The 18,112-nt window shown below is 42.1% G+C and carries 12 protein-coding genes; 3 read left to right on the forward strand and 9 right to left on the reverse strand.

Annotated features, from left to right (window positions below; all coding sequences use genetic code 11):
* Positions 1 to 150: 150 nt before the first annotated feature.
* From H8S84_RS05625 to H8S84_RS05655, 7 genes are all read right to left on the reverse strand, one after another.
* Positions 151 to 1,179: a glycosyltransferase gene (locus H8S84_RS05625; protein ID WP_222621576.1), complete on the reverse strand. Its 1,029-nt coding sequence runs from the start codon at positions 1,177 to 1,179 to the stop codon at positions 151 to 153.
* A gap of 83 nt (positions 1,180 to 1,262) precedes the next feature.
* Positions 1,263 to 3,275 carry an HAD family hydrolase gene (locus tag H8S84_RS05630; RefSeq protein WP_222621577.1) on the reverse strand — a complete coding sequence of 671 codons (2,013 nt, stop codon included), beginning with the start codon at positions 3,273 to 3,275 and terminating at the stop codon, positions 1,263 to 1,265.
* 38 nt (positions 3,276 to 3,313) lie between these two features.
* Positions 3,314 to 4,960, reverse strand: coding sequence for a glycosyltransferase (locus H8S84_RS05635; protein WP_187066265.1), 1,647 nt, complete (start codon positions 4,958 to 4,960; stop codon positions 3,314 to 3,316).
* The gene (locus H8S84_RS05640) at positions 4,960 to 5,337 is read right to left on the reverse strand and encodes a hypothetical protein (RefSeq protein WP_187066266.1); all 378 of its coding nucleotides are present in this window, start codon (positions 5,335 to 5,337) and stop codon (positions 4,960 to 4,962) included. Before H8S84_RS05640 ends, H8S84_RS05635 begins: the two co-directional genes overlap by 1 nt.
* A 27-nt stretch (positions 5,338 to 5,364) precedes the next feature.
* Complete coding sequence (locus H8S84_RS05645) at positions 5,365 to 6,486, reverse strand: glycosyltransferase (RefSeq protein WP_187066267.1); 1,122 nt, start codon at positions 6,484 to 6,486, stop codon at positions 5,365 to 5,367.
* 150 nt (positions 6,487 to 6,636) lie between these two features.
* The gene (locus tag H8S84_RS05650; RefSeq protein WP_187066268.1) at positions 6,637 to 7,452 is read right to left on the reverse strand and encodes a glycosyltransferase; all 816 of its coding nucleotides are present in this window, start codon (positions 7,450 to 7,452) and stop codon (positions 6,637 to 6,639) included.
* Between the two features lie 122 nt (positions 7,453 to 7,574).
* Positions 7,575 to 10,412, reverse strand: a complete 2,838-nt coding sequence (locus H8S84_RS05655; RefSeq protein WP_187066700.1) for a glycoside hydrolase family 3 N-terminal domain-containing protein — start codon at positions 10,410 to 10,412, stop codon at positions 7,575 to 7,577.
* A 595-nt stretch (positions 10,413 to 11,007) separates the two neighbouring features.
* On the opposite strand from H8S84_RS05655, the gene H8S84_RS05660 reads away from it, so the two are divergent.
* From H8S84_RS05660 to H8S84_RS05670, 3 genes are all read left to right on the forward strand, one after another.
* Entirely contained in the window at positions 11,008 to 13,074 is a 2,067-nt protein-coding gene (locus H8S84_RS05660; protein WP_187066269.1) for a M13 family metallopeptidase, read from the forward strand.
* A gap of 266 nt (positions 13,075 to 13,340) precedes the next feature.
* On the forward strand, positions 13,341 to 14,600 hold the full coding sequence (locus H8S84_RS05665) for a DUF819 family protein (protein WP_187066270.1): 1,260 nt from the start codon (positions 13,341 to 13,343) through the stop codon (positions 14,598 to 14,600).
* Positions 14,601 to 14,671: 71 nt separating this feature from the next.
* The gene (locus H8S84_RS05670; protein WP_187066271.1) at positions 14,672 to 15,874 is read left to right on the forward strand and encodes a C40 family peptidase; all 1,203 of its coding nucleotides are present in this window, start codon (positions 14,672 to 14,674) and stop codon (positions 15,872 to 15,874) included.
* Positions 15,875 to 15,967: 93 nt separating this feature from the next.
* Here the strand turns inward: H8S84_RS05670 and H8S84_RS05675 are convergent, their stop codons facing one another.
* Both H8S84_RS05675 and H8S84_RS05680 read right to left on the reverse strand, forming a co-directional pair.
* Entirely contained in the window at positions 15,968 to 17,041 is a 1,074-nt protein-coding gene (locus H8S84_RS05675) for an aminotransferase class I/II-fold pyridoxal phosphate-dependent enzyme (RefSeq protein ID WP_187066272.1), read from the reverse strand.
* A gap of 9 nt (positions 17,042 to 17,050) precedes the next feature.
* A complete protein-coding gene (locus H8S84_RS05680; protein ID WP_187066273.1) occupies positions 17,051 to 18,079 on the reverse strand; it encodes a dipeptide epimerase in 1,029 nt (342 codons plus the stop codon).
* Positions 18,080 to 18,112: the final 33 nt, after the last annotated feature.

The raw sequence follows: 18,112 nt of genomic DNA on the forward strand, positions 1-18,112 counted from the left end.
TTGAAATTGCAGCTCAACTATAAATAATTATAAAATTAAGAAGATTAAGTCACTTTATCGAACAATCAAACAGTAGGATAAATACGACCTAACTTGAAAAGTATAATAATAGATAATTATTGGAATAAGAATGTCGAAATAACTAATGAGTTAACTTAAAACTAAACGCGCTTTTCTACTCTCCTCTTCATTAACATATATCTGAAATGCTTGATTTATACTTCCAAAAAGCTTTTCAGAATCGGGTGCTTTAGTTGTAGAACAGATATCCTGTAGAGCTAAGCAAAACTCTAAAGATGAAGAACTCCATCCAGGCCAATCTAAAGCAGTTTTCAATGCCTCATACTTCAAATGATTAAGCAATTCTGTATCAGCTTTAAGGAGATTTATATAATCAATTATTTTTTTCTCATCATCCTTTTTAGCGACAAAACCGTTAACTCCATTCAAAATATACTCATCATGACCAGTAACATTGTACACTATAGCAGTTCCGCCACAGTGGAACATCTCAAGAGGTGGACCAAACATTCCCTCAACATAGCTCAGTTTAACAATTACATCACATGACCTGTAAATTTCAGCCGTTTTATTAATAGGAACTCTAGAAAAAACTTTATCAACGCCAGGGTATTCATCAACTTCACTGGAAGTCAATAACCACACCTCATCAGCAAGCGACTTTCGGCATAACTCAATAGCTTTGGGAACATTTTTAAAATCTACATTTACTGGGCCTTCTACCAAAACTCTTAAATGAGATTGATTAGTTTTTTCAATTTTATCCCCATAGGGCGTATATATGTCCTTCCTGATTCCATTTAATACTAACCATGATGATGCTGAGTAGTGATAATATAAATGGTTTTTAATCCAGTTAGCTTCAGTAATTACCGGCAAGTTATGTATATAGGTAGAGTCAACTAAGTTTCTAAGAGGCACCTCATCTTTAGGATAGAACCATGATTCTATAGACTGCACAAAATAGGTATAGCGAATAGCGTTGATTCTATAAGCCTCGAATACTGTTTTCCACCAAGTTAGAATAGCAAGATCATAAATTTCACCAGCTGCATCTGAGAACTCTTTAAAATTAAGATTAAGCTTCGCTTCAGGATGCCATGATAAGTTTTCCTCTGTCGCCGGGAACATTGGAACTATATCTACTTGCCACTTCATCTTTAGCTTTAAATATAGAGCATGTTGAAAAATGACATAGGTACCACCACTAATGTCTGGTGAGCCGATTATAAAACAAACTTTCATTTATTAAAAATAGTATTATATTTATCTGAAGAATACTTAGACATTGATTTAAACAATCCTCCCTTTGCAAATTCAGCAGCTGGCCAAATTGATTCTTTGGTAATTTTATCAGGGTTCTTCTTGTAGTCTAGATAATTCTCAAACTTTTTCAATACTGATAATGAAGATTTCTCTTTATTAAATATATTCCGTTCAAATACCCCGAAATTTTCTACATGATATAGGTCTAAGTGCCATTCAAGTTCTTTTTTAGAAGGGAACAGGACCATACGTGAGTGGTGCTTGGCTACCAAACTATCTAATACACTAATATCAACCGATGATTTTGCATATTCAGCACATATGTTTTTATATATCATTTTTATACGTTCAATAACAGGCAAAATATTATCTTTATAAAACTTGACTTCTTGTGAGAAATCTTCTGTTTCAACAGTTATACTTCCATTATCAGCTTTATTGAATGATACTACACTTCCATGATTTGCGGCGAAGAGAACTTCAAATAAGGATCTATTCTCATCATAAATATCCTGAAAAGGCCTGTTTAAATCTTTAGAAAAAAGCAGTCCTGATTTCGTATTGTTATTGTTTGTATTATCTGTTGGTACAACAAGACCAATATAAAGACCATCTACAGCAACTTCTCCATCTAGTATCTTATATATATTATCTTGTATAGTTCCTTTCCATCCGACATCAACAAGAGCAAGTCTATCGGGCTGTTTAACTTCAAACTGTGACAGATAATTTTTAAAATTTTCCTTCTGTTCTACTCTTCTTGATTTATATAAATCATAAAAATCATCAGATATCAATAGCCTTATAAAAGTTTCTGATCTTGGAAAGTCTCTTTCCCTTTTGTGTTTTGATATTGAAAGCTTTTCTGATAGCTGATCTATAGTACTGTCATTAAACCCTAGGCTATACATAAACTCAGCAAAAGAGATGTTTATGTATTGTCTAAATAAATTAAAAAACTTTTCTTTTTCTAGCTTTTCCAGACTAGGCATGAACGTAGATCTACGCGAAGCCATCAAATAATGAGCATTTATTCTAAAAGCATTATTTTTAATGCATGTGTTCTGATAAATGTCATACATTTCTTTTAGAACTTGTCCTTCTCTAGCAAGGAAGAAGGCATCTTTATACCCTTTCGCAACTAGTTCTAGGTGCAGTTTATGGATAAAGTAAAATGATGTTAAGGCAAACTCTCCAAAAAGAGTATTATCATCAGTTGCTAATACAGCATCAATCTTATTTGTAAAGTACTTCGAATTAAAATTACTATTGTACTTACCATGTAATAATTGGGCCCAAGCTCTATCAAGTAAAATAGAATTAATTCCTACATATTCCGCTTGTCTACAATCAGACTCAGCATTGTCCCCTATCATTAAGCTTTGTTGGGGAGCATAATCCTGTAAAATCAGGGAGTATAGCCTTCCTGATCTTTTTGTAAGTAAGTATTCTGAAGAAACAAAAATTTTGTCAAATTGGTCGTCGATCTCATATAAAAGCAAGAATCTTTTGATAAAATCAAGATCTAAATAGAAGTCAGAGCAACATAAAACGGTATAGCCTTCTCGCTTTAACTTTTGTATTGTAGCTACGACATTTTCATCTAAATATTGATTTGTTACCTCAACAGTATACTCTATCTCCCTAGCAATTTTAGTAAAATCCGCTTCAGTAAAACTTGAATCAAAATTATGTTTTAGTGAATTGTAAAGCCACCCGCATAAGTCGTTGAAACGGAACTCTAAGTCATAACCACTTTCACTATTTGCTAAGCATAATTCTCTCTCACCTTGAGCTCTTAAGCCATACATCTGTTCTGATGTATAGTTCCCCAAGCTCAGGTAATTAATTAATCTATTTGAGAAAATTTTCTTTAAATCTTCAGGATGAGATTTTCTATGGATTATTGTATCAAATATATCAAAGATAACTATGCTTTTACCACTTGCTACGATGGTATCATACAGCAACCCGGTATTCTGCAACACTTTATTCATTTTACTAGAATAGAAGAGACTATAAATTATTAATTGTTTGGCTTATAAACTCCAACAAGTCTTTTTGCCCGGTTCTTAAGGCGCATCTTCTGTATTAGCTCTTCTAGCATTTGGATTCGCTGATCATACTCATTTCTTACATGACCAAAATTATCTATATAAGTAGTTAAAGAATTAACTTTAAATGTTAGCTTAGATATTTCGGCTTGATAATGGTCTGCTTCTACTTGATAATTATGTACTGTTGCAATAAGCTCATCTTTTTCCTTGGTTAAGGAATTATTTAGATCTTTTAGGAGGTTTATTTCTGACGAAAGAACTGTGAAAGCGCTATTAACAACTGGCTTGTCATCTTCACACTCTTTAACGTTCTTATCTGTAGCTACAGCTTCCTCTATAATAAGTGGCTCTATGGATTGAGGCAAGGAATTTGAAATAGCTTCTTCTTTCGATGTATTAATTAGAGATAGCAGCTCATTCCTGAACTCTTCTTGAAAGGTAGTAAGTATTTGAGTGATACTATTCAGATAAGATTCTGATTCAGAACTTTCATTCTGCTTCTTTTCTATCATCTGAGTTTGAGCTTTTGTTAATTCACCTATTTCATCTTTAATGCTGCTAAAAAGGCTGTCTCTAGTTTTGAATTCAGCTTCAATACTCTTCATATGGATTTTCTGATCAACAGTCATATCCATAAGTTTGCTTTCTATGTCTCTGATTCTGTTAAAAAGAAATTCGTATATGTGCGATGAGTTTCTTTCAGCTACTTCCTCTTTGTAAATGTTTTCCATTCTAGAAATCTTATTAATAATATTGTTTAAAAGGTACTCCTGATTCTTAACTAAGGAAGTTAAGAAGCCGTTTGAGTGCATTAAATCTTCTACAAAAATAGAATCTAATATATAAGGCAGGCTTTCTGAGCGGCCAGAGTTCTGAGAGTTTATCAGATTTTCTAACTTTTTAATATAGTCTGAGCGCTCCTCTATAAATTTTGTCTGACTGTCTATCCTGTCTAGCAATTCATATTTTGAGTACCAGCTTCTACCCCACACATGTACAGCAAATGTATTAGGTGTTACATATTGTTCAATCTTATCTCTGTCATGTGCTTTATCGTAAGGTAGTGGATAAAAAGCTTCCTTTTCATAAAGTTTAACCCCGGCAATCGTCTGTTCTTTATATCTTTCAAGTCCATATTCTTCCTTCAGAACACTAGTAGCTAGTATAGGACCTGATAAATTTGACTGTTCATTGCCATCAAACACAGAAACAATACGTTCTAAACACTTTTTTATAAAATAGTGACCTTTTACACCACCAATCAGAGCATTATTTACCGAATAGTCTTCACTATGAGTATTTCCACTCTCAAAACCTAGGAAACACTCATGCTGTAGTAATTCATCGAGAGGTTTTATAACTTTAAAGTCTGTATCTAAATATACCCCCCCAAACTCATTTATAACACTAAGTCTAAGGTAATTACTTAAGTTTGACCAATTGTTATTTGTTTTCGCTGTAACTAAATAATTGTTGTCAAAGCAAAAGTTAGATTCATCCCATCTTCTAATTTCCCAATCAGGGTGAAGCTCTCCCCACTCAACAATGTACTCATGATACTCTTTAGGTATTTCACCCCCTCCAAACCAACAGTAATGTATTATCTTAGGTATCATTAAATTAACTTCTTAGTACCAAAAATCTTCTCCTTCAATGTCCCAAGTAAACTCCTACTCTCATAGGTCCGCTTATACCACTCAATATCCTGCTGCAGGCGATCAATATCGTTCAGTAACTTATTAACAATTTGCCTGTTACCTTCTGTCATGCGCCTGTTCAGTTCTAGCTCCGCAGTCAGCTCAGAAATTCTCTGGTCCCGCTTCTCTATTGTATTCTCCAGATTAGTCATGCGTTCTACAAGTAGATGCATAGCTTCCTGCTTCACTTTAACTTCGTTAAGTAACTGCTGCTGTATAACTTCTAAAGACTGATGAATAGCTTCGAGGTAATAAGGGTGCGGTAAGTTTTGGGGTAGGAGTAAAGGTTCGCCCATAAGCAAGAATGTATTGGTACTAATAAATTAAACTGCTGTTTGTAATGAATCGAGATCTGAAGCTGATTTCTTTGTTTGATAGATGCGCTTATAGCCTAAAAAATTCTGCAACATATCGAATTCGGACCTACAAATAGCCTGAGAATGCTGCCCCATCACATCTACCATGTCCCTGTTATTAAAATAGCTGAGAATCTTTACAATCGCTTCAGTTTTATTGGTAAAGATATCCCCATTGAGACCTTTTTTTACTACGTCTTTATTCCCCACACACTCACTTAGAAGTACGGGTTTATGCATAGCTAAGGCTTCCAGAACACCAAAAGACAAGCCTTCAAAAACAGATGTGGAAAGGTAAACATCGGCTTGTGTAACAAGTCGTTTTATTTCTTCTGAAGACACCCATCCTGTTATTTCAATATTACTGGATTTTAAACAGCTTCTCTCCTGCCCTTCCCCTGCCCAAATAAATCTAAACTGCTTAAACTCTTCGAAATAAGAGGCTATCTCATTGAAAAGAGCAGGATTCTTTTGGTTCTCAATTCTGCCAGTTGTAATTACCGTGAAAGTTTCCTGGGTTTTTTTAAAACTTGTAGTTGTAAAACTATTTAATGAGATGCCATTATTCACGTAAACAGATTTTACCCCTAACTTTCCGTATACCTTCTGTTCAGAAGCGGAGCAGCACACCACTTCGCCCCCTATCCTGTGGCCAAACTTTTCGATTTGCTGGTAAAAGAAATTTGTGATTGAGCTGCCTCCAGATAAAAAGGGTGCTCCGTTTGGTGTGTATATAAACTTTTCGATACCAGCCATACGGCAGGCTATACGTCCCAGTAATCCGCTTTTGGAGGAATGGAGATGAACGGCATCAACTAAATTTTTGAGCCTTAATCTTCTGAGTATCTTGTACAACTCAGAAAGCGCCATAAAATCTTTAAGGGGATTGATAGAGCGCTGAGCAGACCTCCAGCGTATGAAACGAACGTTTTTCTTCGGAAATGATTTTTTTACCGCCTCAGCTGAAATCTCATTTTTTCTTTCACCGTGAACTACAATATGTAACTCATCAGGCATTGATTCCGTAAGTGAGCGTACAAATACAGAAACCCCGGCAGCAAAAGGTTCAACTACGTGGACAATAATCATAAGTTTGTTCGTTCAGAGCGATCTAAAAGGGTGCTTTGTGCCTATTCTGTACCGCATCGCAAAACTAATACATTCTTATTAAGAAATAACACTTACCTAATCTTTTTTTTGCAAGAAGTACACACACTCAGGTGTTTATAAACCAACAGTCTACAATCTCTGCTTTATCTTTAAAACTAAAGGATAAGGTGTTAAGAGCAATAGCCTTAGCTTGATTATACCTAACATCTTCAATGCTATATTTTCAGCAAATTTTTTTACGACTTTTATTCGTGCTTTAAGCTGTGATTGCCGCTGAGAAATAGAGATCCCTAGCGCATTTACTTCACATGTTGTCAGCAGTTCGTCTAGTATGGCTCCCTGTGATACTCTTAACATTGTCCAGAAAAAGGCATAATCTTCTACGTACTCATAATCCTCCGGATACATACCTGTTTCCTCTATCAGGCAGCTTCTGAAAATGACTGTCGGATGTATAAATACATTTCGCAGGTGCATCTCCTGCATGATCTGACTATGGACAACAGGGGTAATATAGTTATATTTTATTCTGCCATCAGGAGACTCAAACCTGCACCAGCTCCCAAGTAAACCTACAACAGGATTATTATCCAAAAAGCTTATTTGTTTATAAAAGCGATCATACCTACATGTATCTCCACAATCTAAACGAGCTATATACTTTACTTTAAGATTATTTTGAATCCAGCTAAGACCTATGTTGAGTGCCTTTGTGATACCCCCGTTGACATGACAATTTATTATATGAAAGGGTACGGGATGCCCTGCCCGTTTTGAAACATCAGCTTTGTTCAGGGCTATGCTACTGCCGTCATCAACAACCAGTACTAAGAACTTACCAGAACTATACTTAATGGTGTTTAAAGATTTAACTAAACCTTCTAAATTGTTATAGTAAGGTATAAGTACACAAACATCAAGTACCTCCTGTGTTATATTCTCCATTATTGTACGTAGCTCAAATGCTTTGCAAACGTAAAGCTATCAATTTTAATAGACTAATGTAGTTGTGAGCATGCTCACTGCCTAAGCGGATAAAATACTCTAAGGCAGTGGACAAATAAAAATTACTGCTGCTTACTCTTCTCCATCGCATCATACACCACCTGTAGCACATTGGTCCGGGTGTTAAGCTTACTTAGTTTGGGGTTGTCGCGACTTGGGTTTACACGGTTCGATAGGAACACATACACCAGGTTGTTAACCGGATCTATCCAGGTATAAGTGCCAGTGAAGCCGGAGTGGCCAAAACTTTCTTTTGGTGCCGATGGTGCGGCATTGCTGTTCTGTTCTCCTGGTTTGGCTGGTCTGTCGAAACCGAGGGCGCGGTAGTTGCCCTGGTCGCAGAACTGGCACTTGCTGAACTCTTCCACTACATCGTCGGCAATGTAGCGGCGGTAGCCATACTCGCCATCGTTAAGGTACATTTGCATGAGCTTTGCTACATCGTTGGCGTTGCCGAATAAACCAGCATGGCCGCTTACGCCCCCCAGCATGGCTGCGCCTTCGTCGTTTACAGTTCCGTGCATCAGACTCTTCCTGAAATGCGGATCAAACTCTGTTGGCACAATGCGCGACAGTGGATAGTGCAGGTATGGGTTAAATGTTAGCGTAGTAGCGCCAAGTGGCTCATAGAAATTCTCGTCCAGGTATTTCTGGAAATCCTCATTGGTGATGTTCTGGATCACAAGCGGTGCAAGTATAAACGACAGGTCGCTGTACACGTAACCCGGCTTCTCGTTTAACGGTTTTTCAAGTATGGCCTTGTAGATCTTCTTGTGGTACTTGCGGTGCATGTACAGGTTATCCGCTACCTTGATCGGGAATCGCTTCGAAGGTTCATCTTTAAAAGTGCGCCACTTAAATTTGCCACTCTTCTTTACAGTTTCTTTCCAAAAAGGTATCCAGGCAAACAGGCGGGCCTGATGCGTTAAGATGTCTCTATACTTCAGGTTCTGCAGGTCAGTACCCTGTACCATTGGTAAATAGGAACCAAGTTTATTATCAACATCAAACCTACCTTCACCCTTCAATTTCATAAAAGCTGCCATGGTAGTGCTGATCTTCGTTACGGAGGCAAGGTCGTAGAGGTCGGTGTTTTTTACTTCGGTCTGGTTATCGTAGGTATGGTAGCCAAAAGATTTCTGGTAGATCACCTTGCCGTCTTTTGCCACCAATACCTGTGCTCCCGGAGTTGCTTTCTCGCGTATGGCCTCTGCCACCAGCGAATCAATACCAGCCAGGTGTTGCGACTTTATACCTACCGCCTCGGGCATACTATAAGCCAGACGGACACCACTAGGTGTCTTCAGTCCATCCTCCAGTTTAAAAGCATTGGATACTGCAACAGGTAATTTACCCTTTGCTCCTATCCCACCGAAGACCAGCTGTGCTGCCAGGTCCTGCGTTATCGGTGTTTCCTGGTAAGCTGCAATAACGGCATCGGCTTTGTCCAGACTCTCAATTTTAGCTAAACTGTACACGTTGCCGAACACACTTACAATCGTTGGCTTGCTGCGGATAAGGTCTTTCAGGAACAGGTTCATTTCGGCAGTGATACCGAAGTTACCGGTGCCGGAGCCAGCTTTTAGCTGCAGTTGGTGCACACCGGCTATGATCAGGTTATACTTTGACAATTGCTCTTTTAGCTGCAGTAGTTCTGTGATGGTGGCGGTAGGCTTAAGAAAGAAGGTGTCTACTTTCGTATACCTTGCCAATCCTTGCTGAAAAGCAGTTTCCTTAGCTGCGCCAATGGCAAGTGCAGCAACCTTAAGCGTATCCAGCCTATTGATCGGGAGTATACTTTGCTTGTTGCGCAGCAGCGTAAGCGAAGCCTCCGTTAACTGGCGGCTCAGGTACTGGGCGTAGGGGTTGTTCAGATCGGCAATCAGGTTCTTCAGTTCCACTGGCTTATAGTTGTCAAGCCCTACCCATTGCTTGGCGGCAAGTAGCTTACGTACCCTGAAATCAATCTCTTCCTGTGTTATCTCCTTGTTCTGAATAGCTTTCTTTATCTCTTCAATAGTAGTTTTCACATCCATCGTATTCAGCAGCACATCGTTGCCAGCCAGCAGCGCCTTTACATCCACAATGCCCGGCTCATAAAACTTAGCAACTCCCTGCATGTTCAGTGCATCTGTAAACACAAGTCCTTTATAACCCAAGTCTTTTTTAAGCAGGTCCATTACAATACGTTCAGATAAGGTAGAGGCCAGGTTGGGCGTGTTGTCCAGCACCGGTATATTCATGTGCGCCACCATCAAACTGCCCAAGCCGTTCTTCATCAACTCGCGGAACGGGTACAGTTCTACAGAGTCCAGCCGGATGCGCGAGAAGTTGATGATGGGCAGATCAGCATGGGAGTCTACATTGGTATCGCCGTGGCCCGGGAAGTGCTTGGCATTTGCCAATACATGCTCGCTTTGCATACCCTTCATGTAGGCCAAAGCCTTGCGGGTTACATTATACTTGTCTTCGCCAAAAGAGCGGAAGCCGATTACCGGATTATTAGCATTGTTGTTGATATCAACTACCGGGGCAAAGTTTACATGTATACCTAGTCTTTTGGACTGGCGGGCGATCTCTGCTCCCATTTCATAAATCAGCTGCTCATCCTCTATCCCCCCCAAAGCCATCTGGTACGGAAAGCGGATGGTACTGTCGAGGCGCATGGCCAGTCCCCACTCCGCATCAATCGTAACCATTAAAGGAACTTTGCTCTCGGCCTGGTAGCGGTTAGTCATTTTTGCCTGACGCACCGGGCCGCCTTGAAAAAAGATCAGGCCACCCACTTTGTAGGTCTTTATGATATTGCTGATGGAGTCAATGTGTGCCTGGTTTCGGTTGGAATACACAGGAATCATGATCAACTGCGCGATGCGTTCCTCAGGCGTCAGGGTCTTCATTACAGAGTCTACCCACTTTGACTGAAGGCTTGCCAGGAATGCAGGATCCCTGGCAGCATCAAAAGAGGCTACTATTTCTTTTTGAACAGTGCTTCGCCGGGTTTTGGACTTGCTGCGTTGCCCTTGCGCATAGAGCGAGCAGAAGAGCAACAAGACAGTGAGAGCAAGAGATATAGTATGTTTTTTCAAAACAGCAGGAGGTTTATAGTCAGCAGTTAAGTTGTTATATAATAAGGCAAAAGTAAGCCAAAAAGTGCAATATCATTCTTACAATGTAGCCTTGTTGTAAGGCTTAATACATTTCTCAACCACTCTTATCAGTCCTGAATTTATACTTTAATTGAACTGAGAAGTTGGTCTGATAGTTGTACAATACATAACAGAAAAATAACTTTTACGGCACAAGTTCACGAATAGAAAAAGCAGCGCACAATAACTCTTTTTTACTGTGTAAAATTTTGCTGCAATCTCACCATAATCTATTACATTTAGCCGCTTTAAACTGCTACAATAGCTACGACAGTGAATTAAAAGTATATTTATTTTATCTTAAAACTAAACCGACTACTAACCAAAAATGACAAATCTGACACCTATGAAAAGTAAGAACAACTGGAAAAACCACCTCCGGATTTTACTTTTTGGAGCAGCCATGTTTACTGCCGCAGAGGTCTCTGCACAGTACAAACCTGAAAATGGAACGAAAAACGCCTTTATCGACAAAGCCAATATGGACCTTTCGGTAAAGCCCGGTGATGACTTTTATACTTATGCCAGCGGTGCCTGGTTAAAAAACAACCCGGTTCCGGCAAAAGAAACCCGCTGGGGTAGCTTTAACCTGCTTCGCGATTTCAATATTCAGGCTGTTAAAAATATCCTTAATGAAGCTGCCGCTAATCAGAATGCAGCACCAGGCACTGTAACAAAGCGTGTAGGTGACTTTTACGCTGCCGCTATGGATAGTGCTGCCATCGAGAAGCTGGGTTATCAGCCTATCAAAGCAGACCTGAAGCGCACTGGCAAGATCAAAGACGTAAATGGTTTGCTGAACGAAGCAGCTTACCTGAGAACATCAGGTGCAGGCTCTCCTATGTTCGGATTCTATGTTGGCCAAGACCGCAAGAACCCGAATAACATGGTGCCTCAGCTTAGTCAGGGCGGCACTACCCTACCTGACCGTGACTATTACCTAAAGGATGATGCTCGTAGCAAAAAGATACAGGACGCTTACAAAACATACATCTCTACACTGTTTACTTTAACGGGGGCAGACAAGGCTACTGCAGAGAAGAATGCCGAGACTATCTTTAACCTGGAGAAGAAGCTAGCCACTGCACAAATGGCTCGTGTAGAGATGCGCGACCCTTACAAAACCTACAATAAATTCTCTGTAGCTGATTTCAGCAAAACCACTCCAAACATGGATTGGAAAGCGCTGATGGCAAAGATGAAGGTGAATGGCCAGGACACGATTCTGGTGAACAACCCTAAGTTTTTTGTGGAGCTGGATGGTATGCTGAAGAGCGTACCAACCAAAGACTGGGCTACTTATATGCAATGGAACGTTCTGAAGTCTGCAGCGCCATACTTGAGCTCTGACTTCTCAAACGCGAACTTTGCTTACTCTCAGGCGTTAAGCGGCCAGAAAGTACAGACGCCACGTTGGCAACGCATGTCTCAGCTGACAGACGGTACTATCGGTGAATTATTAGGCCAGCTCTATGTGCAAAAGCACTTTAAGCCGGAGGCGAAAGCGCGTATGAACGAGATGATCGCCAACCTGATCAAGGCATACGAAATTCGTATCAATAACCTGGATTGGATGAGTGCTGCCACTAAAGAAAAAGCACTTGCTAAACTACATGCTTTCCGTCCGAAAGTAGGTTATCCTGACAAGTGGGAAACGTATGATGGCTTAGAAATTTCTCGTAAGTCTTTCTTTGCAAATGTGCGCAATTCAGGTGCTTGGGGCTACAACAAAATGGTTAGCCAGCTAGGTAAGCCAGTAGACCGTGAGCGTTGGGGCATGACACCTCCGACAGTAAACGCTTACTATAGCCCAGTGATGAATGAGATCGTGTTCCCAGCAGGTATCCTGCAGTTCCCGTTCTTTGACCCGAATGCTGACGATGCGGTTAACTATGGTGGTATTGGTGCGGTAATCGGCCATGAGATCTCTCACGGTTTCGACGACTCTGGTAGCCAGTATGACAAAGACGGTACGTTGCGCAACTGGTGGCAGCCTGAAGATCTTGCCAAGTTTAAAGCGAAAGCTAAATTGCTGAAGGAGCAGTATGATGCTTATACTGTACTTGACACAGTGCACGTAAATGGTCAGCTTACGTTAGGTGAGAACATTGGTGACCTTGGTGGTCTGGCTGGTGCCTACGAAGCCTTCAAGATGACGAAACAGGGACAGTCTAACGAGATGATCGACGGCTTTACACCTGATCAGCGTTTCTTCCTGTCTTGGGCACAGGTTTGGAGAGGTAACATTTTGCCAGAGGCCGCTGCCCAACAGATTGTAACGGATACCCACTCACCTGGCCAATTCAGAACTTTTGGTCCGCTTGTAAACATGGATGCTTGGTATGAGGCATTTGATGTGAAGCCAGGCGATAAACTGTATAAGAAACCAGAAGACAGAATCAGAATCTGGTAAGTATACTATAGCTGCAATCAGCTTTAGATAGAAAGAGGGGAATCGACTTAAGTTGATTTCCCTCTTTCCTTTTACCAACAGTCATTTGTATAAGTTGAGCAATAAGTCTCCAAGTATTGATCCGGCAAGTATAGAATTTACCACAACTATACACTACAATTGGTATTACTGATAAAATTGCTTTAGTTTAGGGTTGCGGCATTTAGTCAGAATAGACAGAACTTCTGCATACAGCTGCACCAACTAAACATAAACCTAACACCTCCATGGAGCAAGTCTCTTCGCCAGCCCCACTTATCACCAACGATGCCGTTGTTCTGGGGATTCTGGTTGTCATTCTGGCATTTGTATTTAAAACCTCGTCTAGCAAACACCCTTTCTTCAGGAAATTCTACTCTGTAGTGCCATCGGTGCTGCTTTGCTATTTGATTCCGAGTTTGCTAAACTCCTTTAACATCATCTCCGGAGAGGAGTCAGGATTGTATACTGTTGCCTCTCGTTACCTGCTTCCGGCCAGTTTGGTGCTGTTTACGCTCAGCCTCGATCTGAAAGAGATCTGGAAACTGCGCCATAAAGCTGGCCTGATGTTCATTACCGGAACTATTGGTATCATGATTGGTGGTCCGATTGCTATACTTATCGTTTCCATGTTTGCCCCGGATATTGTGGACGGCGAGGGTCCAATGGCCGTGTGGCGCGGCATGTCTACGATTGCTGGCAGCTGGATTGGCGGCGGTGCAAACCAGCTGGCGATGTTCGAGGTATTTAAACCAGACCCAAACTTATTTTCAGCCGTAATTGCTGTTGATGTGATTGTGGCCAATGTGTGGATGGCGGTGTTACTTTACGGAGCAGGGATAGGTGAACGCATAGACAGATTTTTTAAAGCCGACAGTACTGCCGTAAACGACCTGAAAGAAAAGATAGAGCAACACCAACTTAGCATCATGAAAATTCCAGCATTGGCTGATCTGGCCATGATAGCAGGTGTCGGTCTTGGTATTACGGGAATAGCTCATTTTTTTGCCGATATCATTGCCCCTTGGATAGAACTAAATGCGCCATACCTGGACAAGTTCAGCCTTACATCAGGCTTCTTCTGGATTGTGGTTATTGCCACAACGCTGGGCGTGCTCCTGTCTTTTACAAGAGCCAGAGATCTGGAGGGAGTAGGTGCTACACGTATCGGCAGTTTGTTCCTTTACATCTTGGTGGCTACCATTGGTATGCAGATGGATATTACCGCCATTGTCAGCCAGCCTGGTTTGTTTCTTGTAGGTATTATCTGGATTGTGGTGCACATGCTGCTATTACTACTGGTAGGCAAGCTAGTAAAGGCTCCGTTCTTCTTCCTGGCTGTGGGTAGTCAGGCAAATGTGGGAGGTGCTGCTTCTGCCCCTATTGTGGCAGCGGCTTTCCATCCGGCACTGGCTCCTGTTGGAGTGCTGCTCTCTATACTTGGGTATGCAGTAGGCACTTACGGCGCTTATCTTTCTGGGCTGATGATGCAAATGATTGCCCCTTGATCGAATTAAATTCTGTTAAAAATAGTTATACTTCGGAATACCAGGTATAACACCTGAAACAAAACGTCACTATGAAAAACAGCGCTTTTATACTTCTCTTCGGCACTTTACTCGCCTGTACGTCTACCAAGACCAAGGCGCCGGTTGCCTCTTATGCCACTACTGCTACACCTGCTCCGTCTCCGTTAACTACACACGTTGAGGCGGTACGTAAGCAGTTTGCTCCGGATAAACGCACGGTGCTGTTTGATGTAACGGCTAAAGAAAATGGTGTTCTTTCCGGCGAGACTATTGTTCCAGAGGCCAAGGCAGCGCTTTTAAGCAAATTACAGGCTGCTAACCTGGCATACACCGATAGTATAACAGTGCTACCTGAGGCAGAGTTGGAGGGCAAGCATTACGGTGTGGTAACTATCTCAGTGGCAAATATCCGTTCCCAGCCAAAGCACCCTGCCGAACTGGCTACACAGGCCACGATGGGTACGCCGGTTAAAGTATGGAAAAAGGAAAACGGATGGTACCTTGTTCAGACTCCTGATAACTATCTGGCGTGGGTAGATTATGCCGGCATCAAGCTGATGACGAAGGCTGAACTGGATACCTGGCAGAAAGGCGAAAAGCTGATCTACACAAACCCTTATGGTTTTGCCCTTACCAGCGCCGATAAGCAAAGCGCCACCATTTCAGATCTTGTTTATGGCGATGTAGTGGTGTTGAAGAACAAGACAAAGGATTTTTATGAAGTAAACTTCCCGGATGGCCGCACAGGTTTTATACTTGCCGCAGAAGCCATGCCTTACAAAAACTGGATTGCCAGCCGCCAGCCATCAGAGGAGAATCTGGTTAAAACAAGCAAGCAACTACTAGGCCTGCCATACCTGTGGGGCGGTACCTCTTTTAAAGGAGTAGACTGCAGCGGCTTTACCAAAACTGTATACTTTATGAACGGCATTGTACTGCCACGCGATGCCTCGCAGCAGGTACATGAGGGTGAGTTGGTTGATACCGATAAAAACTGGGATAAACTTCGCCCCGGCGATCTGCTTTTCTTTGGTGTACCAGCCAAAGATGGTAAGCCTGAGCGTGTAGTACATGTAGGCATGTGGATCGGTGGAGACAAAGAATTTATCCATTCTGCAGGCCGTGTACGCATCAACAGCATGAACCCTGCAGCAGCCAACTACGATGACTATGAGAATAACCGCTACCTCAGAACCAAACGCATGAAACCAAGTCAGAACCTGATCGACCTGCGCGCCAGTTCTATTTATTAGTAGCGTTAATTATAAATATAGAATAGCCCCTGCTTAAAACGAGCAGGGCTTTTTGTTTAGCTATTGTACAACTTAACTGATTACGTAACACAGTTATACTTTCCGGGCCACCTTCTCTCCTACTTTATACTTCTCGATCATCTCGGCCAGTACCTCTAAGTCATCAGAAGTATGCAGGCTGTTGATGATAACACGCGTAATCGGCATACTCTCCGGGTCAGGATATGGGAAGCAGGAAATGATTACCTCTTCTTCCAGCGCATAGTATAACCCATGTTCCTTCGTGTAAAAAACCGGGTAGGTATCGAAATAGTCAAATAGTTGATGATGCTTTATGAGCTCCTGAAAGTGCTGCACGTTATACTTTAACTGCATCCTTGCCTGCTCAAACAGCTCCTGTGCATGCACAAACGCATACATATAAGCCGGTGGGGCCGGAGAGCCTGCAATAAAGTATGGGGACTTGCGCAGGGAAGCAATCCTGCTTTCAGTGCCCAGCACCACCCCTCCTGCAATACCCAAGGCCTTTCCCATCGATGCTACCACCACCAGCTCCACATGTTGCTTTACCTGCCTGGCTATCTCCGGAAATGTTCCTGCCCCACTCTCACCAGACAAGCCCAGTAAATGAGAATCATCTACAACTAAGGTAATATGCCTGTCAGTAGGTAACCTGCCAGCCCAATCAAAGTTATACTTGCGTGCTTTCAAGGGGTCAACAGAGTTAACTACAATTACAACCTCTCCTTCAGCATCAGCTATAATTTCTTGCAAAGAGTTTACCCAGCTATCGAAATCGGTGTGGTTTGCATCGGAGGCATTGCGCCACAACGCTGGATGTGCATCAGGTGCATGAATAAAGCGCTGCCCCTGGTCCAGAGTGCGGATAAGCGCCTGCCCTGCCAGGTAACCTGATGAAAAAGTAAGAGCCGCCCCGGCTCCTGCCTGAGCGGCTAATAGGATTTCAGCCTCGTCATACACAGCCAGCTTCAGGTTTGAATTTCTGGAGCTGGAGTAAGTGGTGCCGTAGCGTTTGCCGCCTTCCTGTATCAGGGCCGCTAACTCACGGTTTACGTTCATGCCCAGATAGGATGTACCGCTAAAGTATAGCCGCTCTTTCCCGTCTGCCACCACAGTTCTGCCGGTAAGCTGCTCCACTACAGGCATGTTGTCAGCTTATGCATTTATTAACTGAGGTAGCAGGTAGGCTCCAGTACCATTAGCCTCCGGGTATATCAAGCCGCTATCTGTTACAACCACGCCAGAGGCTATGTCTTCTTTCAAAAGTATGGCACCGTCCATGTCCACGTAATCCAGCATCGGGGCCAGGTGGCCAATAGCTGAAATGCCTACAGACGACTCAGTCATACAGCCGATCATCACTTTCATACCCAACTCACGTGCCTGCTTTATCATACGCAAGGCTGGCGTTACGCCACCACACTTAGTCAGTTTGATATTTACACCATGGAAAAGGTTATGGCATTTGGCTACATCCTGCTCCACAATACAGCTTTCATCGGCCATAAGCGGAAGCACAGAATGCTTGTACACCTCTTTCATACCTTCCAGGTTATCTGCTTTCATGGGCTGCTCTATAAACTCTACACCGAGCTTCTTTAGCTCCACAGCATTGTTTATTGTCTGGTCTACACCCCACGCACAGTTGGCATCTACCCTGAAAATAGCATCGGTATGCTTCCTCAGTTCCTTAACAATCTCCAGGTCCTCATCAGTACCTAGTTTTATCTTATAAATAGGCCATGGTTTTTCCTGCATCTTTTGCACCATTTTCTCAATAGAGTCGATACCGATGGTGTAGTTGGAAACAGGCGCATCAGCCGGATCTAAACCCCACAGCTGGTAAAGCGGTTTGCCCATTTTCTTGCCGTACAAATCATGCGCTGCCATATCAAGGGCACACTGCGTGAATGAGCTATGCTGAAGCGCCGGACGAACCTGCTCCCAAAAGGCAGCCGGGTCTGTGATGGTGGTTGCCTCTATTTGCTGGCGTATTTTCTCGAGGTTCTCCGTCATCCCTTCTATCGTAACACCATAGTATGGATTGCTGGTGGCCTCGCCGTAGCCTTTGTGTTCCCCATCCTGTAGCTCTACAATCAGGGTGTCCTGCACATCGCGGGAGTCGTAGGAAATGGTAAATGTATGCTGCAGTTGCAGGGCAAATGACCGGATCGTTAATTTCATAGTATGGCTTGTTTAGATGATTTTGTAAATCTA

The sequence above is a fragment of the Pontibacter cellulosilyticus genome (genome assembly GCF_014306105.1).
GTDB classification, from domain to species: Bacteria; Bacteroidota; Bacteroidia; order Cytophagales; family Hymenobacteraceae; genus Pontibacter; species Pontibacter cellulosilyticus.